20 protein-coding genes and 2 pseudogenes are annotated in these 23,858 nt (G+C 45.8%); 16 read left to right on the forward strand and 6 right to left on the reverse strand.

The genetic code is table 11. The annotated features are described in order from the left end of the window. The first annotated feature begins 22 nt into the window (after nucleotides 1-22). The 3 genes and pseudogenes from rlmH to CHH67_RS18560 all read left to right on the forward strand — a co-directional run bounded on the left by rlmH (nucleotide 23) and on the right by CHH67_RS18560 (nucleotide 2,586). Nucleotides 23-502, forward strand: a complete 480-nt coding sequence (gene rlmH / locus CHH67_RS18550; protein ID WP_095266699.1) for a 23S rRNA (pseudouridine(1915)-N(3))-methyltransferase RlmH — start codon at nucleotides 23-25, stop codon at nucleotides 500-502. 238 nt (nucleotides 503-740) lie between these two features. Beyond that, on the forward strand, nucleotides 741-1,697 hold the full coding sequence (locus tag CHH67_RS18555; protein ID WP_095266700.1) for a hypothetical protein: 957 nt from the start codon (nucleotides 741-743) through the stop codon (nucleotides 1,695-1,697). Nucleotides 1,698-1,885: 188 nt separating this feature from the next. Continuing rightward, nucleotides 1,886-2,586 (forward strand): annotated as a pseudogene (locus tag CHH67_RS18560) (aspartate/glutamate racemase family protein). A 168-nt stretch (nucleotides 2,587-2,754) separates the two neighbouring features. Here CHH67_RS18560 and thyX read toward each other — a convergent pair. Next, a complete protein-coding gene (thyX, locus tag CHH67_RS18565) occupies nucleotides 2,755-3,438 on the reverse strand; it encodes an FAD-dependent thymidylate synthase (RefSeq protein ID WP_095266701.1) in 684 nt (227 codons plus the stop codon). Nucleotides 3,439-4,052: 614 nt separating this feature from the next. Between thyX and CHH67_RS18570 the strand changes: the two genes are divergently transcribed. After that, entirely contained in the window at nucleotides 4,053-5,063 is a 1,011-nt protein-coding gene (locus CHH67_RS18570; protein ID WP_095266703.1) for a carbohydrate-binding protein, read from the forward strand. Between the two features lie 242 nt (nucleotides 5,064-5,305). Beyond that, complete coding sequence (locus CHH67_RS18575; protein WP_095266704.1) at nucleotides 5,306-5,932, forward strand: type 1 glutamine amidotransferase family protein; 627 nt, start codon at nucleotides 5,306-5,308, stop codon at nucleotides 5,930-5,932. A 122-nt stretch (nucleotides 5,933-6,054) separates the two neighbouring features. On the opposite strand, the gene CHH67_RS18580 is transcribed toward CHH67_RS18575, so the two are convergent. From CHH67_RS18580 to CHH67_RS26835, 3 genes are all read right to left on the reverse strand, one after another. Further along, complete coding sequence (locus tag CHH67_RS18580; RefSeq protein WP_244908249.1) at nucleotides 6,055-6,696, reverse strand: CPBP family intramembrane glutamic endopeptidase; 642 nt, start codon at nucleotides 6,694-6,696, stop codon at nucleotides 6,055-6,057. A gap of 280 nt (nucleotides 6,697-6,976) precedes the next feature. Beyond that, on the reverse strand, nucleotides 6,977-7,126 hold the full coding sequence (locus tag CHH67_RS26830) for a response regulator transcription factor (protein WP_095266747.1): 150 nt from the start codon (nucleotides 7,124-7,126) through the stop codon (nucleotides 6,977-6,979). Next, complete coding sequence (locus CHH67_RS26835; protein WP_095266707.1) at nucleotides 7,060-7,248, reverse strand: response regulator; 189 nt, start codon at nucleotides 7,246-7,248, stop codon at nucleotides 7,060-7,062. The genes CHH67_RS26830 and CHH67_RS26835 overlap by 67 nt, the downstream gene beginning before the upstream one ends. A 226-nt stretch (nucleotides 7,249-7,474) precedes the next feature. On the opposite strand from CHH67_RS26835, the gene CHH67_RS18595 reads away from it, so the two are divergent. From CHH67_RS18595 to CHH67_RS26840, 10 genes and pseudogenes are all read left to right on the forward strand, one after another. After that, nucleotides 7,475-8,047 (forward strand): TetR/AcrR family transcriptional regulator, encoded by a 573-nt coding sequence (locus CHH67_RS18595; RefSeq protein WP_095266709.1) that lies wholly within the window; start codon nucleotides 7,475-7,477, stop codon nucleotides 8,045-8,047. Between the two features lie 53 nt (nucleotides 8,048-8,100). Then, nucleotides 8,101-9,528, forward strand: coding sequence for a serine hydrolase domain-containing protein (locus tag CHH67_RS18600; RefSeq protein WP_095266711.1), 1,428 nt, complete (start codon nucleotides 8,101-8,103; stop codon nucleotides 9,526-9,528). Between the two features lie 261 nt (nucleotides 9,529-9,789). Further along, a complete protein-coding gene (locus CHH67_RS18605) occupies nucleotides 9,790-10,518 on the forward strand; it encodes an ABC transporter ATP-binding protein (protein ID WP_155618909.1) in 729 nt (242 codons plus the stop codon). Then, on the forward strand, nucleotides 10,502-12,112 hold the full coding sequence (locus tag CHH67_RS18610; RefSeq protein WP_095266714.1) for a hypothetical protein: 1,611 nt from the start codon (nucleotides 10,502-10,504) through the stop codon (nucleotides 12,110-12,112). The genes CHH67_RS18605 and CHH67_RS18610 overlap by 17 nt, the downstream gene beginning before the upstream one ends. Nucleotides 12,113-13,250: 1,138 nt before the next feature. Next, nucleotides 13,251-15,482: a CRISPR-associated helicase/endonuclease Cas3 gene (locus CHH67_RS18615; RefSeq protein WP_095266716.1), complete on the forward strand. Its 2,232-nt coding sequence runs from the start codon at nucleotides 13,251-13,253 to the stop codon at nucleotides 15,480-15,482. Nucleotides 15,483-15,503: 21 nt separating this feature from the next. Then, a complete protein-coding gene (gene cas5c / locus CHH67_RS18620; protein WP_095266717.1) occupies nucleotides 15,504-16,238 on the forward strand; it encodes a type I-C CRISPR-associated protein Cas5c in 735 nt (244 codons plus the stop codon). Then, on the forward strand, nucleotides 16,235-18,022 hold the full coding sequence (gene cas8c, locus CHH67_RS18625) for a type I-C CRISPR-associated protein Cas8c/Csd1 (protein WP_095266719.1): 1,788 nt from the start codon (nucleotides 16,235-16,237) through the stop codon (nucleotides 18,020-18,022). Before cas5c ends, cas8c begins: the two co-directional genes overlap by 4 nt. Continuing rightward, nucleotides 18,019-18,930 (forward strand): type I-C CRISPR-associated protein Cas7/Csd2, encoded by a 912-nt coding sequence (gene cas7c / locus CHH67_RS18630; protein WP_095266721.1) that lies wholly within the window; start codon nucleotides 18,019-18,021, stop codon nucleotides 18,928-18,930. Before cas8c ends, cas7c begins: the two co-directional genes overlap by 4 nt. Nucleotides 18,931-19,162: 232 nt before the next feature. Then, a complete protein-coding gene (locus CHH67_RS18635; protein WP_095266723.1) occupies nucleotides 19,163-20,935 on the forward strand; it encodes a stalk domain-containing protein in 1,773 nt (590 codons plus the stop codon). Between the two features lie 23 nt (nucleotides 20,936-20,958). Further along, nucleotides 20,959-21,113: pseudogene (locus CHH67_RS26840) on the forward strand (short-chain dehydrogenase); the annotation flags it as partial. Between the two features lie 507 nt (nucleotides 21,114-21,620). On the opposite strand, the gene CHH67_RS18645 reads toward CHH67_RS26840, so the two are convergent. After that, nucleotides 21,621-22,175: a helix-turn-helix domain-containing protein gene (locus tag CHH67_RS18645; RefSeq protein ID WP_095266725.1), complete on the reverse strand. Its 555-nt coding sequence runs from the start codon at nucleotides 22,173-22,175 to the stop codon at nucleotides 21,621-21,623. A gap of 114 nt (nucleotides 22,176-22,289) precedes the next feature. On the opposite strand from CHH67_RS18645, the gene CHH67_RS18650 reads away from it, so the two are divergent. Beyond that, nucleotides 22,290-22,886, forward strand: a complete 597-nt coding sequence (locus CHH67_RS18650) for a LysE family translocator (RefSeq protein WP_095266727.1) — start codon at nucleotides 22,290-22,292, stop codon at nucleotides 22,884-22,886. Between the two features lie 75 nt (nucleotides 22,887-22,961). Here CHH67_RS18650 and CHH67_RS18655 read toward each other — a convergent pair whose 3' ends face one another. Beyond that, nucleotides 22,962-23,813, reverse strand: coding sequence for an aldo/keto reductase (locus CHH67_RS18655; protein ID WP_095266729.1), 852 nt, complete (start codon nucleotides 23,811-23,813; stop codon nucleotides 22,962-22,964). Between the last annotated feature and the right edge of the window lie 45 nt (nucleotides 23,814-23,858).

The following is a 23,858-nucleotide window of genomic DNA, read 5'->3' on the forward strand; positions in this document are numbered from 1 at the left end:
ATGAAACGAGGGGGCGGCAGCCGTGTTCATACAGATCGTAGGTGTCGGAAAGTTGAAGGAGAAGTATCTAGTGCAGGGCATTGCGGAATATGCCAAACGGCTCGGCCCTTATGTGAAATTCGAGATGCTGGAGGTGCCGGACGAGAAGGCGCCGGAGAATATGAGCGAAGCCGAGATTCGGCAAGTGAAGGAACGCGAGGGCGAGCGGCTGCTTGCCCTGATCAAGAGCGAGGCGCATGTGATTGCCCTCGCCATCGACGGCAAGCTGTGGAGCTCCGAGGAGCTCGCCGCCGAACTGGACAAGCTCGCGACCTACGGCACAAGCCATGTCGTGTTCGTCATCGGCGGAAGCAACGGCCTCTCCGATGCCGTGCTGCGCCGCGCCCAGCAGAAGCTGAGCTTCGGGCGCATGACCCTCCCGCACCAGCTTATGCGCCTGGTGCTGGTGGAGCAGATTTATCGGGCGGTGAAGATAAATCGGGGGGAACCATATCATAAGTAGGGCGAAAATTTAGGAGAAGAGGCCGCGTGAGTGTGTTAATTACATTGCCTTTAGGGTATTGCTGTTGTTGCTAGTTGGCAACAGTACACTCAGCTAACATGGCGTACTAATTCCTTTACCGCCTTCTTTTTATGAATCTTCTTTAGGTATTCTGTATTCGTTTTTATGAGCAATTAGGATGCAACTTTTCCCTGTATGTCACGTTTGATCTAGTAGAGAATGTAAAAGGAGGGACATTGTGAGAACAAAGGCGAAGCTGCGCAGCCTCCTGATCACAGCAACCTGTTTGGTTGTAGGGTTGTTGTTTACCGCGTGCGGAAGTGACAAACAAGCTACATCGTCTTCCTTGAAGGAGTTTGTCGTTCCCATGGCGGGCGAGGAGAACGAATCCGGTATCGTTGAGGAAGATGAGAAGGCCGGTTCCGAGCAAGAGACTGATCATGTGATGGCAGATCGAACTGTAGGATACGCATTTCCCGAGTCTATCGAACTCCAGTTCAAGCCAGTAGAATTGACCGCACTTGTCAATTCGAAGATTGGGGAAGGATGGGTAAAGACCCGAACCGTTCCGTTCGGTTCGATCAATGGGGATCCCGTCGTGCTGGACGTGTATAAAGTGCCGGAAGATGATTTATGCGGATTCGATTACGAAAGAGTCGTGCTTCTAACCCACAAGAACGAGAATTACAGGTATCCAGACTGTTTTTCGTCCAGTATTGAACACGAAACTCCCGAACAACAGCAGGCGTTGTTTAGGCTGGATTATAAGCAGAAAGAGCAAGGGGTACAGTCTATTGTGCATGGAGCCGTTGAATTGGCTGCCAATGGACCAGGTCGAATGGCTTATTATTATTACGATGCCATACAAGGAGAATGGTTCGGATTCGAAGATTGGGGTTACCCAAGGGTCTCTGATTTGGATGGCGATGGAGTCGAAGAGCTCATAAATCAATTCCCTGGGTTGCACATGAGCTGGCCGGATGTAACCATTTACCGATGGAGTGACCAAGGTCTTTCGTATAGTGCTTCTATTAAGAATACGCTCAGGATGCCGAATGTTTCCTTCAGCAGTGCCACGCTAGACGAGCAGACCAATCACATCAAGGTCACGGCCGTTATGAGCCTCGAACAAGAAGCGTATGAAGCGGCAAACTATTTTTATGAAAGAGGGAAGCTCCAGCGTCAACCAAAGTGAACCTGGACATTTATGGGTGTGTACTATACTGAGAACTGAGAGGCCATCCTTTGCAGGATGGCCTAAAACTTGCCGTTACAGACAACGAGGAGAGCCGTATCATAAGTGACGGCAAGGTTGATCCATCCTAATGCAAACTAGAAATACTTATGCCAAAATAAGATAAAAGGTTGGGATGTGAGAAGGTAATGAAAACAATTGGACTTATAGGTGGGATGAGTTGGGAATCATCTTTACTCTATTACCAAATCATTAATGAAAGGGTAAAAGAAAGGAAAGGTGGACACCACTCTGCAAAAAGTTTGATGTATTCCGTAGATTTTCAAGAAGTCAAGGATCTCCAGCATCAAGCAAATTGGACAGCGGCAACGAAGATCATGATTGAATCGGCACAAAAACTTGAAGCAGGTGGAGCAGATGTCATCGTCATATGCACGAATACGATGCACAAGATGGCGTTGGAAGTGATGAACTCGGTATCGATTCCTTTACTTCATATTGCAGATGCAACAGCAAATAAAATTATTAGCGATAAAATAAAAAAGGTGGCTTTGTTAGGGACCGCTTTTACTATGGAGGAAGAATTTTATAAGGGTAGGCTTATCAACCGGTTTGGACTTGAAGTTATGGTTCCGGATGAAGCAGATAGAGTGGTCATCCACGATATCATTTATCATGAACTTTGTCTTGGCATTATAAATGAACATTCAAAGAATAATTTTTAGAGATAATTGACAGTCTTATCCGTAAGGGAGCGGAAGCTGTTATTCTAGGATGTACGGAAATCACAATGCTCATTTCGCAAGAAGACTGCAATATCCCGATTTATGATACAACACGACTTCATGCCGAGGCCGCCGTTGACTTTGCGTTAGGGGACGAGGCGTAAAATGAAGGCAATCCGTATGGACAGAATAGTAGAGCTGTATCATAAGTAAGCACAAACTCATCGCTAAGGGAAGCGTCAAAGAACAGTTCAATGTCCTTGACGCTTCTTTTGGTTGGATGGCGCCAGCATGCATAGTTATAATCTTTATCAGAAAAGAGAGGGACACAATTATTTGATCAATTCTTCTAGCGAAACGGGGAATAACGGTTTTACCAACTCATAAACTGCCGCAGCATATTGTTGAATTTCATATTGTGAGTCATGGGCAAGCCTTTGATTGAGGAAGTGACAAACAGATTGAAGTGAGGCTGTCCAATAATACGCTGTGTACATTCCATACGCTGAAGGGATAAGCAGACGTGCTTGTTCAGGAGCGATATTATTTTCTAAAGCCCATTCATAATCCTTTAGCCCTTGTTCAATCTGCCGAAGTAATCTTTGTGTGGCTTCAAGACCGATTGTATTAGTTACAGGCTCTCCGCTTCCTTGCTTGGAGTTCTCAGGCTTACTTCGCCAATCAGTTGGGTTAGGAACATAATTCTCTACATCAATCGTTATGTATCTTCTAGAAGCTTCATTCCAAGCATCCATTGTGTGGTCACTTCCCACTACGTACTTCCAATGTTGCCGCGCTACCATAAGGGGGGCGTAAACTTCAAATTGAATAGTAGCATGGCGGAAGGGGGACATGTGATCTTCCCTTGCTAAAAACTTGATAAGCTTAACATCGTTAGGTGTAAGTTCCTTTGATTCTTTTGCGTAGGAAACCCTTGCACTATTTACAACGGAGAGATCCCCACCCATATGGTCTACGAGTCTAACATATCCTTTATCAAGCACATTGATTTTCATGATAAGGCATCCCTCCTAACATCATATGTTCTCAAAGAAATATCATAACAAATAATGGGGAGGTGGACCAGACTCTTTAAGTGAAGATGGAACATGGTTATACTCACCCTATATATTAATTTAAACTTTGTGGTCAAACCGTAGGACGAAGATAGCAAAAATATATTGCATCGTATCATAGCAGAGTTCAATTGACCGTAGGGGCAAGATACTCAGAATAGTGAAAGCCATTCCATTAGAGGAGTGGCTTCTTCTTTATCTACTGATGTAGATTTAGCGGTCAAGCTTTGTACTTAGATATATTGCAGAGAACCGTACAATTGTAGGAAAAAATTATTATATTGGAAAATATTGAGAAGGAGAAGCGATATATCTTAACGAATATTATAAATTAATTTATAGATGGGGGAGGGACTCATTATGAATAGATGAATGGAAAGTCGAGGTCATACGAACGCCTACGATCAAACGTAATAATAAGCTGATTAGCTACTAGGATAAGTCAGTGATTATATACTTCCTGCGGAATACCCGGATTTTGTTTAGAAGGTTTATATGTATACCGGCTTAACGAAAGCTGGTATAGCACAACTATAATCTATGGAGGTTTTAAAATGACTAATAAAAAGTTTTCTTTTAAAGCCCTCTCACTTATGCTGGTCTTTGCATTCATCGTATCCACATTTTACCCGGCCTTGCCGGCAGATGCAGCCGCTAGAGGAGCATGGGCTCCTAATACTGCCTATGCAGTAAATGATACGGTAACGTATAACGGAAGCACGTATACCTGTCTTCAGGCACATACTTCCCTTGTAGGTTGGGAACCGTCCAATGTTCCTGCTTTATGGCAGAGAGGCGGTGGTGGAACTACACCTCCAACCACGCCACCAGCAACAAACGGCGTGACATTCTATGCAGATATAAACTATGGTGGAACAGCAGTAACCCTTGGAGTAGGTAATTATACATTGTCCCAGTTGAATGCACATGGAATTCCGAATGACTGGATGTCCTCTCTTAGGGTTCCTAGCGGTTGGACGGTTGAAGTATATGAGAATGATCATTTTGGAGGAACAAAGTGGACCTTTACCTCAGATACCTCTTGGGTCGGCAATGCAGCTAATGATAAAATGTCATCGGTTAAGATTTATACGGGCTCACCATCTCCTGGAGTAACAAAGCCTGCCGAGGTGCCGAGTCATATATGGACCTATGTCATGAATGCGGATAATGCTTACGGTAAAGGCGGGGATTTTGCTTTATTGCTCAGTGCGGTTATCAAAAAGGAAAGCAGTTTTGGAGCAGGTTTACCAGGTAGTCCATCGGCCGGCGACGGATTGATGCAGGTAGAGCCAAACACACGCAGTGCTTATTCATCTCAGTTCGTCTCAAAATTTGGCCGTGCCTATAATCACAGCAGTGAACAAGATCAGGTATACTTGGGTGCATTGATTTTAAATGATAAAATTGTTAGATTCGGCAACATATACAATGGCTTACTACACTATAACGGAGGAGATAACTGGTATCCGGGCGCAACGGACTCTTATGGCCGTCCTATTCTGGCAGATCAATATGCAAATTCAGTTTATGCCACATATAAGGGCTATGGAGGCAGGAATTAAGTCGAATAGGGAAATGCCCTGGGAAGACGCTGAGCGAATCAGCGTCTTTCTTGTGCTTGCGGGCATGGCTTATGTGAGTGTTGCGCTTCCATCGGCATTTCATATTAGTGACCGCCATGAATCAAGTCTACAACTTTACTGACAGCAGCTGTCAGTGAAGTTGTTCTATGATAATGACAACCACTCATTACAGGTGAAGGGTTGCTGTTATCTAAAATGAACTTGATGAGGAGTGATTAGAAATGAATAATACCGTATATCTGTATGTTTTTGATACCATGTCCGATTGGGAAATCGGTTATTTAGCCGCTGAACTGAACTCTGGAAGATACTTCAGACGGGGTGTGGCTCCGGCCAAAATAGTCACGGTTGGGATAGATAAGACCCCAGTAACTACAATGGGCGGATTGAGAATAATGCCTGACGTTAGAGTGGATGAGTGCAGCATTAAAAGCGCAGATGCTCTGATTTTACCGGGCGGAAATACATGGACAGAAGCGGTTCATGCGCCCATATTAACAATGGCCGGGATGTGTTTAAGGGAAGGAATCATAGTTGGAGCAATTTGCGGCGCTACCTTAGGACTTGCTCAAGCAGGGTTGTTAGATTCACGTTGGCACACAAGCAATGACCTGGCCTACCTTAAAATGGTGTGCAATTGTTACACGGGCGAAGCCTATTACAAAATGGAATCTGCTGTCACCGACGGGAATTTGATCACTGCATCCGGAGTAGCTCCATTAGAATTTTCTGTTCATGTTTTAAAAGCGCTCGACGTTCTTCTTCCAAAAACATTAGACGCTTGGTATCGTCTTAACAAAACTCATGAACCTGAATATTTTTACGAGTTAATGAACTCAGTCCAATGACAGTATAGGAACTGTTGAACAGCCACATTTTCCTATAAGGCACAGCTCAGTGCTGTTCCCAAAAGCCAAAGAAGGAGCGGAGACATGCGCTCTTTCTTTCTTTGCAAGTCAATGAATCGCATTCAGTTTGGTTTCGCTTTCCGTGCAGCACCGATCAGCATCGGAATAGCAATCACAAGTCCTAGGATCACCGTGACAATAGAGCCCTCCAGGCCAAAATCTCCCCCTGTGAGCCATGCTGCTCCGTGTGCCTGCACAGTAAACAACCCGTCCGCAGGGAGTCCGGATACAGGAATGCCAAGCAAACTTTCGAGTGCATTCCAGGCAAAATGCAGCCCCATGACAAACCACAAATTGCGCCGCCACAAAAATGCAGCTCCGAGCAGAACCCCTGCTTCCAGGGTGATGGCAACAGCGCTCCATAGCGTTGCTCCTGGATTTCCAAGATGGAAGGCCCCAAAGGTAAGTGAGGTTACCGCAAGTGCAATCCAGCTGCCCCCTAATTTCTGTATAGCTTGAAGCATTAATCCACGAAACACCAGTTCCTCGAGTATCGCTGCGCCCAGCGCGATTTCAATGGACGCCATGACAATAGAACCCGGATCTGCCGGCGCCGCCCATTGAAAGGAGTAGCCGCCGAGCATAACAATAATAAGCGTGGACGCTGCGATAAACATCGCCCCCGTGATGACGCCTCGGACAGCTTCCACCCCAGCATGCTGCCGGGATAGCTCTGGAATGGGCCGCCGAGCCACGTATTTCATAGTAAGCTTATATACCAGGATGGCTACTAAGCCCAACAGGAGGGTTAAGAGTAGGGAGCCAGCCCCTTCTATTCGCTGGGTAAGCACAAAGAGTAATCCTTGTATAAGAATAATGACGACTGCACCCACAAGCATCCAGATTATTGGGAAGCGAAGCAGCCTCTCTATGCTGCTGGACCTTATCTTCTTCATGTCTTTCATCAACTCCTATCACATTTGGTTAGTTATGAGTTTAGGCTGAAAAAGTCATAAAGCACAGTGCGCTTTGGTCATGACATGGTTACTTGTGATCCAATATGACCGAATCTCGGGCTAAGCGGGCAGCTTCTCGCCTTCCCTTGACATGCAGCTTCGAATAAATCGTTAAGATGTAATTCTTAACGGTCCCTTCACTGAGAAAAAGCGCCTCGGCAATCTCTTGATTGCGCAGGCCGCAAGCACATACTCCACTTCTCTATAAGAGGTCAGCATAATAATCTTGATATCAGGTAATCGCTTCTTGATCAGGGCCGTTGCCGCCACGCCGTCCATGACAGGCATGTTGATATCCATCAGCACAATGTCGGGCTGAAACTGCTCGCATCCGTGTTAGGCCCCATTCCATGAACGGTAATATTTTTTTCATAACATCATCATACAGGAAATCCATAAACTTGGAACCATTGTAAACATATAGATAGGCTTATGTGAAGAAATCCAACAACATGCATTTATTGACTTTATATTATAAGGTTAGTACAATTTTGTTGGTCAACCAACCAAGAAAGGGTGGTATTATATGAGCACACAGGATAAAAGGAAAGTATTAATCGAGGCGGCTTACAAAGTATTTGTGAAAAAAGGATATGTTAACTCTACGATAAAAGATATCGCAAACGAAGCCAATATGACATCGGGACTTGTTCATTATTATTTTAAGAATAAAGAAGAGCTGTTGCTTTCCGTACAAGATGAAGTCCAAAAGCATTACCACAGGCAATATGACAGACGGACAGAAGATGCTGTAAGCCACGAGGGACTTTTGCTTGAAATCAAATCCAGAGCGGAGGACAATCCTGACTGGTATCGTTGGAGATATGAAATTTATTCTTTGGGGATCAAAGACGAAGGTGGGCATCTTGAACAGCAAGTAGCGTCTATTCTCAAGAATGGGAGAGAAAGTCTTTCCACACCACTTCAGCACATATTAGGCGATTCCCATAATGCTTCTGCGCTTGCCAGTATACTGTTGGCTTGCTTCGATGGGTTAGCGCTTCAGAAAATTGTAGACGATGAATTTGATATAGACCACGCGTATCAACTTTTGGGCGAACTCCTTGACCTTTATTTAAGCCAGTCCCATTCTGTATAAACTCTCATGTGTTCACTTGTATATACAACTAAACTAACCCGAAAGGTGATCATATGAAAAAAATAGTAATCGGTTTATTCATCTTCCTACTCGTCGCTCCCTCCCTTACTGTTGCCGCTCAAGATCGAGATACGGCTCAACAAATCGAAACATTTATGAAAGAAGCGCTGGAGGAATATCGAATTCCCGGGGCTTCGTTAGCAATCGTACATAATGGCCAGACCATTTTTCAAGATAGCTGGGGAACAATGAGTGACGGGTCAGCAGTAACGGAAGACACGACTTTTCTTATAGGTTCAGTAAGTAAGCCTTTGACATCTCTTGCAATCATGATGTTAGTGGAAGAGGGAAGAGTAAAGTTAGATGAACCGATAGAAGCTTACATCCCGTGGTTTAAGTATCGAACAGATGGAATGAAATCGATAACGGTGCGTCATCTATTAGAACAAACAAGCGGGATAAGCGCTTATGATGGATTGAAAGTGACAGATCAGCGAGGTCGTGATAAGGAGAAAGGTATAACTCAAGCCGTTACAGAGTTGAGTGGGGTAGAGTTAAGCCGCGTTCCGGGTGAGGCATATGAATATAATTCAGCCAATTATTTGCTCTTAGGAGCTATTATTGAAGCGGTGTCCAACCAGTCCTTCGCAGCATATATGGATACGCATATTTTCTCTCCTCTTGGCATGAACAACACGACTGCCAATTACGAAAGTGCGATAGACAAAGGATTTGTGCCCGGCTTTCATTCATGGGTCGGCAGACCCGTTAAAGGCGATGGCTTGTATGATCAATCGGGAGCGCCTTATGGTTATATGACTTCAACCGCCAGTGACCTTACCCAATTCATAAACTTCATGCTAAACGGCGGAGAATTATTAACAGAACAAAGTCTAGAACAATTACAAACTGCACCTGAACATGGCAAACGATATGGTTTGGGATGGCACTTCCCAAGAACGGGCAATACGTATCCTTATCATACAGGTGCAACGCCCGAATATCGATCGGAAGTATTCTTTATACCCGAACAAAATTTGGGCGCCGTTCTTTTGATGAATAAATACCATGAATTGGAAGCTGTTTCGTATTTAAGTATCATGGAGGGAATTCGGGCCATTATGAACGGAGAGAATCCGGATTTGGCACAATTAGACGGTAGCACGCAATGGATTACACTTGGTGTTGTATTATTGTCGGCTATTGTATCTTTTCTTAGTTTATTCCGTCTAAAACGTAGAACCACGATAAATAAAAAGTTATGGGTTACTATGGGGATCTTCTCCATCACATTCGCTGTCGGACTGATTCCATTATTCACATATAGTGTGGGTGTTTCGTGGAGGACGGTTGGTCTTTTCCTTCCAGACATCGAATTTCTCATTCAATGTCTGATTGCGATATTGGCAATGCACGGTCTCTTAATCTTCCTTATTATTGCAGTGAAACGAAAAAAACAACACTTGAATATCAGTCGATGAACTGGATAGCAATGAGGCTATAGTGTGTAGATCATTACGCGAAACGGGTGTCATAAATACAAGTCTCCAAAAGCTATAGTATAATTGTTTATATGAATAACTGAAGAAGGAGGAATGATGGCAAGAGCGAAGCCATCGATACGAACGGAATTATGCATAAAGCTACGAATGTCTCCAGGCTCGATGAATAGAAAGATGACCAGGAGCAGGAGAAAATAGGAACACGGACCTTGCGAGCTACTGTATTATGTTGAGGAAGGAATGATTACCATACAACTGGTGCTGGACAAGATTACGAAGCAGTTCAACGAGAAGCAGGTGCTTCAAGGTGTGGAGCATCGATTCGAGAAGGGGAAGATCTACGGACTGCTGGGACGGAATGGGGCAGGCAAAACGACACTGTTCAATTGCCTTAGCGGCGAACTGAAGATGGATAGCGGCCAATCCTTGTTAGTGACGGACGGCGAGACGCGCGAACTGCGTGAGCAGGATGTGGGGTACGTCTATTCGCTGCCGATCCTGCCGGAATTCCTGACAGGCTATGAATTCGTGAAGTTCTTCATCGAGGTGACCCGCCGTCAGCAGGTGACGATCGACCATTCGATTGATCAATATTTCGACATGATGAGCATGGCGGAGGAAGAGCGGCATCGCCTCATTAAAGGGTATTCCCACGGCATGAAGAACAAGCTGCAGATGCTGCTGTTCTTGATCACGAAGCCGCCGGTCATTCTATTGGATGAACCGCTCACATCCTTTGACGTTATCGTCGCGCTGGAGATGAAGAAGCTGCTCCGCGAGATGAAGCATAACCATATCCTTATTTTCTCCACTCATATTTTGCAGCTGGCATCCGACCTTTGCGATGAACTCGTGATTCTGAATCACGGTCGGCTGTCGTCTGTATCGCCCGAACTGTTGCGCAGTCCGGAGTTCGAGCAGAGCATCATCGAGCTGCTGAAGGACGAGAGCCATGTTGAAGGTTCTTAGTACGTTGCTCGCGATCCGGACGTCGTCAGCGATCAATTTATTCTTCTACTATTTCCAGAGGCTGCCCTTGATTGGCAAGCTGGTCAAGAGTTCCATCTATGCAAGAACAGACTTGAAGCGCTCGGCCGGTGTTCTGGTGTTCGTGGTGTTGTTCTTGTGGAGCTTTGTGTCCAAGCTGCTGTACCTATACTTTTTTGTCTATTGGCCGGTGACGGCGTTCAGCGAATGGACGCGCACTCACGATCCGCTCACGCTGTTCGTTCACGTCTTTGTACTGATTAGCTTACTGGTTGCTGGAGTCAGCAGTGCCAATGTGCTGGAACCGAAGCGGGAGAAGTATGTGGCGGTAAAGCTGATGCGAATGTCGCCCAAGCATTATATGCACGCGGCTTTGTCCTACCGTTATGTCGTGTTCTTCATCAGTTACCTGCCGGCGCTGCTGGTATTCGTGCTGCTGCTGCAGGGCACGGTGATGCTGGCGGTGATGCTTGCGGTTGCCGTCACAGGGTGGAGGGTGCTGTGCGAGTACTTCCATCTGAAGCTATTCGAGAGGACGGGGATGGTGCTGGTCAAGCAAATGGCCATTGTATGGACCGTCATTATCGTAGGCTATGCCGCTGCGTATTTGCCGTTGTTCCTCGAGAAGCTGCCGGTAGTCCAGCCACTCCCGATGCATGGGTTAACGGTGCTGGTGATAGCAGGGGTAGGAACATGGGCAGCTGTTCAGCTGATGCGGTATCGTCATTACCGGGAGGCAGTGGATGCCACCACGAAGCGGGACGATCCGTACTTGAACGTCAGTGCCATGATTGCGGATGCCAATAAAACGAGCGTTCAAGCCCAAGAGAGCGACTATGCAGAGGAAACCTTGCGGCGTGAGCCAGTGGAGGGCAAGGAGGGCTATGGTTATCTCAACGCGATTTTCTTCGCTAGACATCGCAGCCTGGTCCGCCGACCGGTCCGCAAGCGTCTTGCAATAGTGGCCGGTGTCGGTATCATCGGCTCGATCGTGATGGTGGCCATGAGCCGGATTCTGCCGGAGTCCCCGCAGCTGGAGCTGAACATGGTGTTCTCTATTTTGCCGATTGCGATGAGCTTCTTGGCAGTTGGGGAAGCAACGTGCAGAGCAATGTTCTATCATTGTGACATCAGCTTAACCCGTTACAGCTTCTACCGAGACGCCGCTTATGAGCATTTCATGATCCGGCTTCGCAAAATGATTTGGCAGAATCTGCAAATTGCTGCTGTGGTGGGGGGCGCGCTGACACTGTTAAGCTTCACGTCGGGTGGGGACCTGCTGCAATGGGATACCGTACTGCTATGGCTCAGCATTATTGGGCTGGCGGTCTTCTTCACCAACCATCATTTGTTTCTATACTATATCTTTCAGCCGTATTCCACGGATCTGAACGTGAAAAATCCGCTATACTTCGTCGTGACGATGGTTGTGTCGGGGATCTGTGGAGCCGCGGTCTTTATTCCGCTGCCGCCCGTTATTTTCACGAGCTTTGTTCTCGTGGTTACACTTGCTTATTTGGCGGTTTCGGCTGTATCCGTCCGCAAGTATGCACATCGAACGTTTAGAGTGAAGTAACCGGAGAGGTGATGGAGTCGCGACTATAATTCTAATGATTGTAGAGCGAATCCACGGGGGTCTGATCTCTTGACAATCCGATTAGTTAAGAGGCTGTCTCAAAAGTCATCGTAGATGACAAAGAGACAGCCTCGTTATTATGTTCTCGTATGGTTATTTCTTTTTAGCTTTAAAAACAAGCAAAGTCAATAAGGAACAAGTTACCGTCACAAACCCTCTATAGGTCCAATATATAACTGCTCCTACACCTGAAAATCTATCAGTGAAGTTCAGTGCTCCTTACTGAATTTTCCCCTAACTTCTTCATAACGATTTCATTCCGTTTTTCTTAAACAATATTTTTTGTATTTCTAAATAATAGAACGCATAAAAACAAAACATTTGAAGAGTACGATCTTTGGAAATTAAAGTAAACAGAATTGCGATAGCGTCGTGCACCGCCATCACCAGTGGTTAAATTGAGTCAATCGACGCATGTAGACTGTCTAGTATTGAAGGTTGGTTGGTGTTAAAGAATAATTGAGCACAGAACGGGTTTTCATTTCATAGATTTTGAAGCGTAAGGACATGCTTTATCATCTTGTCATTGTCTGGCTTGTGAATTTTTTTGTACAAACTCATGTCTAAGCAATCCCCTCATCCGAGGGGATTTGGCGTTTCTGACCTAAGTAATCGCTGACCCGATCAGGCAAAAAAAGACCGAAAGCTGAAGGAGTATCTGCTCCAGTTCTGGACACGGCGGGTTCATTTTTGAGTCACATCTGTCATGGTTTTGCGCCCGAGACTTCCTCGAAGAGGGCCAACTCCAGCAGCAATCCATCTTCCGTTGCGGCTTTGTAAATGGGCTTGAGGCCGTCGGTCACTTGTTTGCATCACGGACGTTGGACTGTTGCAATGCTATTTTGCGCGCATTTTCTTGTTTTTCTGCTCGGGCATATGTAGATAATCGGCTACATATGGATTTCAAGTCTAGAAGAAAAATTTCACTAAAATACATAAAACTGTTACCCATTTTTTCAAAGTATCCTATAATAGGATAAAGGAACCAGGCTATTTGGCATATACAATAATGTGCGAATCGACGTCAGACTTCTGTAGAAGGAGGTGAGAAGCTATTAGTACCAAATACATAGCCCATGTGCGAAAAAATGAGGATGGTAGTTGGGCAGAGCCGCATGATTTGGACAATCACGCCGAAAGAACAGCAAGTATGGCCGGAGCCTTTGCCTCCAAATTTCAGTCTCAACAATGGGGTGAAGCTGCAGGATGGGGGCATGATGTAGGCAAAGGGAGAGCTGAATGGCTTACATATTTAAAGGTGCAGAGCGGTTACGATCCAGAAGCGCGTTGTCAAACGAGCATAGGCAAAATTCCTCATGCCATTCATGGAGCGGAAATGGTCGAGCAACTATATGGCAAGGGGATTGGTCGCGTGCTGGCCTATTGCATAGCTGGTCACCATACCGGGCTGCCGGATTGGTCCGGTGGCGAAGGGGCTGGACAAGCCTCGCTGCAATTTAGAAAATCGCAAGTCAGTGATTTGGAGCTTGAACAGATCGACCCTTCGTTAATTGCAAAGCTCAGGGAGGCCAAGCCTTTGCAGCCTCCATGGAAATTTAAGGGCGGACTTGACATGTCGCTTTGGATTCGGATGCTGTTCTCTTGTTTGGTTGATGCTGATTTCCTCGATACGGAATCCTATATGAATCAAGCAAAGGCATTGAACAGAGGGATGTATCTTCCCGTTGAGGCACTGAAGGAACGTCTCCGGTTGTACAACAAGGGAGTAAGGAAGATTGCTGAGCGAACGGAGGTGAACGACCTCCGCGACGAAATTCTCCGAAAATGTATAAAAGCTGCGCAAGGACCGCGAGGCATCTATTCATTGACAGTACCCACTGGCGGCGGCAAAACGTTGAGTGGGCTGACCTTTGCCTTGGAGCACGCTAGCAATTGCAAGCATGACCGGGTGATTTATGTCAGTTCCTACACGAGCATCCTCGAACAGAATGCGGAAGTATTCCGTGAGGCCGTCGGTAAAGATCAAGTTGTTGAACATCACACTAACGTTGTTGATGATGAAACAGACGTCAGATCCCGGTTGGCAATGGAAAATTGGGATGCGCCGTTGATCGTTACGACCTCGGTACAATTTTTTGAATCGTTGTTTGCGGCGAAGCCAGGCCGCTGCCGCAAGCTTCACAATATCGCAAACGCTGTCATTGTGCTGGATGAGGTACAGTTGCTTCCACCGGCATTTCTGGCTCCAATATTAGAAACGCTTCAACTGCTTGTTGATCGTTACAACGTTAGCATTGTTCTGATGACGGCAACCCAACCGGCATTGAAAGAGCGAATGATAGATGGTCAGCGATTTAAAGGCCTTAAAGAGGTAAAGGAGATTGTCGGAACGGATGAGGAGGTTCGGTCGCTTTATGAAGCGCTGAAACGCACGGAAATTCAATTTCCCAACGACTCTCATATCATTTCGAGCTGGGATGAAATCTCTGATCAATTGAAGCATTCCGATGAAGTGCTGTGTATTGTTTCCGATCGAAAGAGCTGTCGTGAATTATATGCTCATATGCCAGCAGGAACCTATCATTTGTCGGCATTAATGTGCGGCCAGCATCTCAGTGACAAGATCAGGGAGATTAAGGGAAAGCTTGTGCAGAACCGTACGCAAAGGCCTGAGAACCGTGTTCCTGTCAGAGTCATCAGCACGCAGTTGGTAGAAGCCGGCGTGGATTTGGATTTTCCGATTGTCTACCGGGCTTTTGCGGGATTGGACTCCATCATGCAGGCAGCTGGTCGATGTAATCGGAATGGCAGGCTATGGCCTGAGCTGGGCAAGGTTATCGTGTTTCATCCTCCCAGACCTGCTCCAATTGGGATTCTACGCAAAGCGGCAGACACAACAAGAAGCATTTTGTCTTCATCCACTGCTGATGCTTTCACTAGCCCTGCTATTATCGAGAAGTTTTTTGAAGAATTGTATTGGAGAGTTCACTCCTTGGATGAAAAGAAAATTGTTCAGCTGCTTGATCCCCAGCGGAATGATCCGAAGGAGTGCAGCATTTTTTTTCGAACAGCAGCGGAACAATTCGAACTTATTGATAACGCCAATCAAAAGACGATCCTGATCCCCTACCGGGATGGACATGGATTGATCGATAATCTGAGAACGAACGGTCCTGACCGTTATCTCATGCGAAAGCTTCAGCGTTATATGGTAACCGTGTATAGACGGGAATTCGAGGAGTTACTGAGGCAAGAGGCCGTAGAAGAAGTTTGGCCCGAGATGTTCGCTCTATCGTCTATAAAGCACTATACCGAGCATGCAGGGTTATTCATTGAAGCTTTATTGTAAGTAAAGAGAGGAGGGTGCATTTTGCATAACTGGTGTCTGGAGGTATGGGGCGATTACGCTTGCTACACGCGCCCGGAGATGAAGGCAGAGCGGGTGAGCTACGACGTCATGACGCCTTCCGCCGCGCGGGCGATATTCGAAGCGATTCTGTGGAAGCCGGCGATACGCTGGCATGTTACCCAAATTGAAGTACTGCATCCTATCAAATGGATCAGCGTGCGCCGAAATGAGCTGGATAAGAAAGCTGCAGCCCCGACAGCCAAACAAATGGCCGGCCTGCCTGGCCCCCCGATGGGAATGGCAGTGAGTGAGCGAATTCAACGCGCGGGTCTATTTCTTAAAGACGTGCGTTACCGTATTCACGGGTACTTCGAATTCATCCCGCCGGAAGAACGCATGAACAATCGTCCGACTGAACAGGAGCATTGGGCTGACGAGCTGGAACGCACAGAAATGGTCCGATTAGATGAGAGTCCAGCCAAGTATGCGGCTATGTTCGAGAGACGAGCGCGCAAGGGGCAATGCTTCCACCGACCGTACCTAGGTTGTCGGGAGTTCGCATGTGATTTCCGACTGATTAAAAATCCGGAGCAGGAATTGCTGCGGCCAATTCAAGAAACGAGAGATTTAGGCTTTATGCTGTATGACATGGATTTTGAGCATGATCCAGTAAGCCCGCCACCTTTGTTTTTTCGAGCATTTATGAAGAATGGGGTTGTGAATACCGACCGCCGGGAAATTGAGGTGAGAGGATGATCTTGCTTGCTTTGAAGGAATATTACGATCGAAAAGCTGCAATTGGAGAAATGGCTGCCGATGGCTGGATTGGAGGCGGGATTGATTTTCTGCTTGAACTGGATTGGGAAGGTCGGCTTCGTGATATTACGGATTTGAGAGAAGGGACAGGAAAGAAAAAACAGCCTCGACTATTCCAGCTTCCGAACATCGGCAATCAAGCTTTGAAGCATACCAACAGTGGAACGGACGCTAACTTGCTGTGGGATAATGCCAAGTTCGTTTTTGGTCTTGGGCCGAAAGGCGATTTGCATCTGCGAAGCATGATCAGTGCAATCGACCAATGGTTGGGGCCAACCGATGATGTTGGCGTTGCGGCGGTCCGCGCTTTTTTTCAGCAGGGGCTGGAGGATCGCAGTCATTTTGAACGGGCATTGCAGCATCCGGAGTATGGAGAGGTACTAGGTACCGGCAGCGTCAGAGTAAGCTTTCGCATTCTGGAGACGCCGTATCCGATTGTCTTCCAATCCCCTGCAGTAGTCGCGGCTTTAAATCGAGAGGAAGAGGGGACTGACAAATGGGCGACAGCGACCTGTCTGATCACAGGAGAGCAGAATGTTGCGGCGGCCGTTACACATCCCGTGATCAAGGGTGTGCGAGGATCACAGTCAGCCGGAGCGAGTATCGTAAGCTTCAATGAAGAGGTTTTTACCTCGTATGCCAAAAGGCAAAGCTTGAATGCACCTGTCAGTAAAAGAGCGGCATCCCAGTATACGAAGGCACTGAACATGCTGCTTGAATCCAAGCAGAGGCTATTCGCAGGTGACATGTCGATTGTATGCTGGGCTGAGCATGAGGATGATTTCGAGTCTGAGTTTTCCGCGCTTTTCGAGGAGCCGCCGAAGGATAATCCTGACGAAGGAACGGAGAGGATCAAAGCCTTGTTTCAGTCCGTTCATTCAGGAAGTTATGTAGAGGACAGCAACAGGACTCGTTTTTATATCCTTGGTCTGTCTCCGAATATGGCTCGTATCTCTATCCGCTTCTGGCAAGTCGGGACCGTGTACGAGTTCGCGAGCCGAATCAGGCAATATTTTGAGGATTTCACGATCGTCAAGCCTCCCAAAGAGCCGGAGTTCTATTCGGTCTGGAGAATTCTCGTCAATGTCGCTGTGCAGGATAAGAGCGAAAATATTCCTCCCAATCTAGCAGGCGAGTTTATGCGTTCCATATTGGAGGGAACACCGTATCCAGAAACATTGCTGCAGGCTGTTCTGCGCCGTATTCGCAGCGATACCGAATATCGTGTAAAGCCTGTTCGGGCGGCTTTGATAAAGGCTTATCTGAATCGTTATCTTCGCTTTTACCCTAATCAAAGTTATAAGGAGGTAGGAAGAGCATTGGATACTCATCAAACGTCGATTGGCTATCATCTGGGCAGGTTATTTGCTGTACTGGAGAAGATTCAGGAAGAAGCAAATCCGGGCATTAATGCTACGATTCGCGAAAGATACTACGGAGCGGCTTGTACGACGCCAGTCACGGTTTTCTCGAACCTGCTGCGTCTGAAGAATCATCATTTGGCCAAGCTCGATAATAAAGGTCGTGTAATTAATTTCGAAAAGTTGCTTACAGAAACAATGGGTAAGTTAAGTCATTTCCCATCCCATCTTAATCTGCAAGAGCAAGGCATGTTTGCCGTAGGTTATTACCATCAGCGACAAGACCTGTTTACAAGCAAGAAGGCAGATGCAGCGGGAAAGGTAGATAATGAAACGATAATGAAGGAGGAAGAAGAAGTATGAATGAGGCATTGAATAAACGGTATGATTTTGTCGTCTTCTTTGACGTACAGGATGGAAATCCTAATGGAGATCCAGATGCTGGAAACCTGCCGAGAGTCGATCCTGAGACGGGACATGGGTTGGTGACGGATGTTAGCTTGAAAAGAAAAATCCGTAATTATGTCAGCTTAAAGATGGAGGATAACCCACCATACTCCATCTTTGTGAAGGAAAAATCAATTTTGAACCATACCATTGAACAAGCCTATATCAGCTTGGGTATTGATCTGAATGAAAAGCCGACGGATCCGGGGGATGGTAAAAAGCGGAACAAAGTCGGACAAGGACAAGGTAAGGAGATTGACCGTGCAAGACAATTCATGTGTCAGAACTTTTATGATATTCGCACATTCGGCGCCGTTCTGTCCACCGGTCCGAATGCCGGACAAGTGCGCGGTCCCGTGCAGATGACGTTTGCCAGGTCGATTCATCCGGTCGTATCATTGGAGCATAGTATTACGAGAATGGCCGTGGCGACAGAAGCTGAAGCCGATAAGCAAGGCGGCGATAATCGTACGATGGGTAGAAAGTTCACGATTCCTTATGGCTTGTATCGTGCGCACGGATTTGTATCCGCTCCACTAGCTAACCAAACCGGATTCTCAGAAGTCGATCTGGAGTTGCTATGGGAATCGATTGTCAATATGTTCGAGCACGACCGATCGGCAGCGCGCGGCTTGATGAGCACACGGAAGCTAATCATTTTTGAACATTCGTCCAAGATGGGGAACATCTCCGTCCAACCCCTATTCGATGCGGTAACTGCCGAATTGAAGGACGAAAGCAAGCCGGCCCGTGGGTATGGGGACTACGTAATTTCAATTAATCAAGATGCGATTCCGTCTAGTGTAAGGGTGTTTCAACGTTAAGTACATTTGGGGGTAGTACAAGAATTTAAAGACGTCCAAATGGATGCCTCAGATTGTGGACGGAGTAAAGCTCTCAACAAACCGGTCCCTATTCTTATTAAGAATAATAACAAAATAGCGAAAGCACCACACTTTACGAGGGATCATTGGAGAATCTCCAAGGTCCCTTTCGTTGTGACACACATGTTAACTTCGCGGCATTAGCTCAAAATATATACAGGAGGAATAATAAGTGAAAAAATTTTTTTCTAGCCTACTAGCAATGATTATGTTATTCACGTTTATCCCTGACCCCATTTCCGCTGCAGGTTCTCTAACCGCAACAAAAACAGCATCTAAAATCACGGTTGATGGCGTTGTGAAATCATTCGACGCTTACACAATTGACGGCAATAACTATTTCAAGCTCCGCGATATTGCTTACATATTGTCTGGCACGACAAAGCAGTTTGATGTCACATGGGATGGGGGAAAAAACGCAATCAGCCTTTTAAGCGGCAGGCCTTACACCGTTATCGGTGGTGAAATGGCTATGTCTACAGGTGGAAAAACAAAGAGTGCGATACTATCAACCTCGAAAGTCTACCTTGATAATAAGGAGATCACGCTCGCGGCTTACATCATCGACGGCAACAATTATTTCAAGCTTCGTGATCTTGGTAGCACTTTTGATTTCTATGTAGAGTGGGACGGTAAAAAAAATAGTATCGAGATTGAGTCAATGTTTAGCTATATACCGGAAAACACTGGCGACAGCTACTCTTATAGAAGTGATATAAATCTAGAGAATACACAAAAAGATTATATAAGCAATACGGCAAGCATTTCACCCGTACAGCAGTTTTCCTACAAGAATGAGGGTTTCGCATATGCCTATGTCAAGGATAAAAGCCTTATTATTGTAACGCCTAGTAAACAATTGAGTGTTGAAATGAAATACCCCATACTTGGAGATGTGATATCTGACGACGATGGAAATATCTATGTAGTTTGGGGAAAGCAAAATGATAGTAATGGTCTTATAAATGAAAATGTTTTTATTTCAAAGTACTCACCAGAAGGCCAACATATTAAAACAACAGGCTTTGTCGGGAAGTCGTCTCCGTGGGGTGATAGCAATGCAGCCAAGACGAAGACTCCATTTAGCTCGGGTAATAGCGTTTCTGTCATCGCAGATGGTATATTGGTTAATTATCATTCAAAATTAAGGTATGACGGCCACCAAAGTGATAATGCTATTGCAGTAAGAACTTCAGACATGTCGGTGTATCAATTGCCTAATGATACCTTCAGCGGTCACTCCTTTAATCAGAGTCTTATTTACAGTAAGTTATCCTCAAGAATTCTCTTTGCCAGTCAAGGCGATGCATATCCCCGCGGGTTCAGAATAAATAATAGTAACGGAAAATATGGTGATAGCAATGAAATTGTGTTCCATTTCTATCTTGAAGCAAACGCAAATTACGATATGTCGATAGTAAACAAGACCTTTGCGCAACTTGGTGGACTTGCGGAAACAAGCAAAGGGGTAGTGCTTGTTGGGGCATCTGCCAAGTCTATTAGTGAGGCGGCAAAGATGGAAAAGCAAAATCTGTTTATTCAAATATTCGACCCGCTTGCTAAAGAATTGTCCCCGTCTACGTTTGTTGGAGGTAGCTCTCGCAGCGGTGCAACATCGTTTGATATTAATGACAACAAAAATTCACCTTTAACAGAAGTAACGGATTATGGCGTAGTTTGGCTCACAAACTATACTGATAAGAATGTTATAGCGCCACAGGTGGTCGTTGCTGACGACCGTATTGTCATATTGTGGACTGAAGATAGTAAACCTGCGCCTGAATCCTTTTATATGGTACTGTCTGCAGGCGGCGATGTGATTACTCCCGCGACTTCACTCGGCAGAATACAACTAAATTCTTATGAAATGCCAATATATCATAATGGTCTTGTCTATTGGGCTTATACTTATAATGGAAAGCTAAGAGTTGTAAGTATAAAGTGAGACTGTAAAATAAAATTGTTTAAACTCCAGGGGCTCTAGCTCTAACAGATGAGGATTTTGCAGACGACGTTAACGCCAACCAGTTCCATCGGTCCGTCTCGACCGTGGATTCTTGCCTTGTATGGTGGATCAGCATAACGGGGTGATTGTCCATATATCCTCTATTCAGCGTCAGTTGTGCCGGGGATGTCGAATGCTTCTCGGAGGGTACTCTTGTTCTCGATGAAGGCAGAGAATGGGCAGGAAAAGCTAAGATATTGAAATGGAGTGCCAAACATCATTTCAGAGCCAATATAGCGCTTGAACTCCAACAGTATAAGGAAGAAAACCGTGGTGGTGTTTAAGGTGGACAGGGACTTCGCAACTGACGATACGGCTGTCTAAAGTGTTAGTGTAAGGGACTAAGACAAGCTGGAGAAAATGGGCAATGGCGGCTGGATAGCCGCCATTTTGTTTTGGCTTTAGCCAGTTGAGTACGTGAAACGCGCAGAGTACGAAAGATCCCATTTAGCAGCAACGGAACAAACAGAAGTAAACCAGTTTAACTGGTAAGTGGAAGCAACAAATAACATTGAGCCTGAACGCATTGTGGTTAGGCTATGTATTTAGCCGCGGTTTGGTAGCAGGGGGGTATACCCCTGTGCAAATCACCCGTTGGACCAGTGGTGAATTTCCTAAAGGCATTTTACAGGGGGTAATAAATGGTCATACTTAAACGAGCTAATGTTACTCCGGAATTATAATAGGTGTGGGGCCGATCCGCTTTAAATCGAATAGAATCGCCATTGCTCAGCCTGTATTGGCAATCATTCACCGTAATAGTAACCTCCCCCTCGAAAACCGTAATAAATTCTTCGGTACCCTTTCTATGGGGATCTGAACTTAACCTCGCCGCTTTATCCATTTCGATAGAGTAAACTTCAAAACGTCTCTCCTCCTCAAAGGGAACGGAGGGAAATACCCGATACCTTCCATTGTCTTCAGATAAGACCTGCATCTCATTTCTTAAAATCACTTTGGCATCAGGCTGTGGGTTATGAATTAAAGAAGTAAAGGAGACCTTTAATCCATTAGCAATTTTCCAAATCGTTGAAAGTGTCGGACTGGATTCTCCTCGCTCAATTTGTCCGATCATAGCTTTACTGACACCGCTTAATTCTGAGACCTTTTCTAAGCTTAGTCTTTCCTTCTCCCTAATCGCCTTTAAATTTCTTGCCAATATCATGTTGATTTCTTCCATAAAAATCACTCCTATGCAATTTACATTATAACGTCCGGTATGTACAATATATTATAATAAGTTATACTGTACGTTTCATACATTATAACACACGAACGAAGGAGGGAGATCAACATGCCTATGTTTTCATTCTTGTTGTTTGTTTTTGTGAACAGCTTTACCCCAGGCCCCAATAACTTTATGGCGATGTCGTTTGGGAACAAATATGGATTATTGAAAACAATGACGTTTTGTTTAGGAGTCGGAGCAGGATTTTTTGTTCTTGCCTTATTGTGTAGTTTTTTTAACCTTGTGCTTATAAACCTGCTGCCAGTTATAAAGCTTCCACTGACCATTTTAGGTGTAGGGTATATGCTTTATCTGGCTTTCAAAACACTTACCAGTAAAAATGACAATCATCATGGTAGGGAGGGGAATGAAGGCAGGGATCGAAATCTTTTTGTAATGGGGGTATTACTCCAATTTATAAATCCAAAGGGCGTGCTTTATGGCATAACCGTGGTGGGAACCTTCCTTCTTCCTTATTATAATTCCTACATTAGTTACTTCATTTTCTCACTCTTTTTGGGGGTGGTTGGAATAATGAGTTCTTGCAGTTGGGGCTTATTCGGCTTTATATTTCAAAAGGTTTTAATACAGTATAGAAGACCGTTTAATGTAATTATGGCGTTGTTATTGGTATATAGTGCTATTTCAATAGTTTTGCATTAATGGGCAATGGCGGCTGCATAGCCGCCATTATGTTTACGCCGATAGATCCGATACATGGAGAAACCGAACCCAGGCTTACAGCTCGATTTTCCAGTTGCCCATCATCTTGGCGACCTCCGGATCGCGGTACGATAAGAATAGACTCTCCCGTGTATCGAGAGCCGAAATGCGTTCCATATCGTCCTCGCTTAATGCAAAATCGAAAATGTTGAAATTCTCAATGATTCGTTCTTTGCGAACCGACTTTGGAATGACAACAATTTCCCGTTGAACAAGCCAGCGCAATACGATCTGGGCCACGGACTTGTTGTGTTGTTCAGCAATCGAAGTCAATACTTCGTTGCCGAACAGGTTGCCCCGTCCTTCCGCGAACGGCGACCATGACTGGTGCTGCACGCCCTGCTCTTTCAAGAAGGCAGCGCTCTCTGTCTGCTGATAGAACGGATGCGTTTCAATCTGGTTGACGGCGGGGACGATTTCGTTATGCACAATCAGGTCCATCAGACGATCCGGCATGAAATTGCTGACCCCGATGGCCTTGATGATGCCTTCCCGGTACAGCTCTTCCATCGCCCGCCAAGTGCCGTAGTAATCGCCGAACGGCTGGTGAATCAGGTATAGATCGAGATAGTCCAGCTGCAGCTTCTTCAGGGATTTGGCAAACGCAAGCTTGGTACTCTCGTAGCCAGCATCCTGAACCCAGATCTTGGTCGTAATGAACATCTCTTCACGCGGCACACCGCTGCGTTTGATCGCACGTCCAACCGCTTCCTCGTTAAGGTAACCGGCGGCGGTGTCGATCAAGCGGTAACCGGCCGACAGCGCTTCGTACACGGCGTTCTCGCACTCTTCCGCATCGGGAATTTGGTACACCCCGAAGCCTAGGATGGGCATTTTCACACCATTATTCAAAGTTACAGTTTGCATTGCGATTCCTCCTATGGTTCAAATGTATAACAGCAACTGGTGCGT

It is taken from the genome of Paenibacillus campinasensis, from assembly GCF_002272015.1.
Classification (GTDB): Bacteria; Bacillota; Bacilli; order Paenibacillales; family Paenibacillaceae; genus Paenibacillus_AQ; species Paenibacillus_AQ campinasensis.